1 protein-coding gene is annotated in these 342 nt (G+C 65.5%); it reads right to left on the minus strand.

Going from position 1 to position 342, the window contains the following annotated elements; all coding sequences use genetic code 11:
• On the minus strand, positions 1–342 hold a 342-nt coding region (locus EN845_RS34205; protein WP_148671816.1), incomplete at both ends, for a peptidase dimerization domain-containing protein.

Below are 342 nucleotides of genomic sequence, written 5' to 3' on the forward strand. Positions count from 1 at the left end.
GCCGGCTTCGGCCATTCATCCGACAGCGCCTCCTTGGCCTTGGCCAGGAATGGCGAGTCATAGGAAAGCTGGATCGCCGGCGAGCCGCCATGCGGGTGGAATTCGACCGAGCAATCGGCCGGAATGCGCTCCCTGACGAAAGCCTGGAATGCGGCGCGGATCTTCTCCGGGTCCTGCTTGTGGACGAGGCGGAACGACACCTTGGCCGAGGCCTCCGCCGCGATCACCGTCTTGAAGCCCTTGCCGGTATAGCCGCCGATAATGCCGTTGAACTCCGCCGTCGGCCGCGCCCAGGTCAGTTCGAGCACCGAACGCCCCTTTTCGCCCGACGGGATCGACAGG

Origin of the sequence: Mesorhizobium sp. M8A.F.Ca.ET.202.01.1.1 (assembly GCF_004791595.1) — a bacterium.
Taxonomy (GTDB): Bacteria; Pseudomonadota; Alphaproteobacteria; order Rhizobiales; family Rhizobiaceae; genus Mesorhizobium.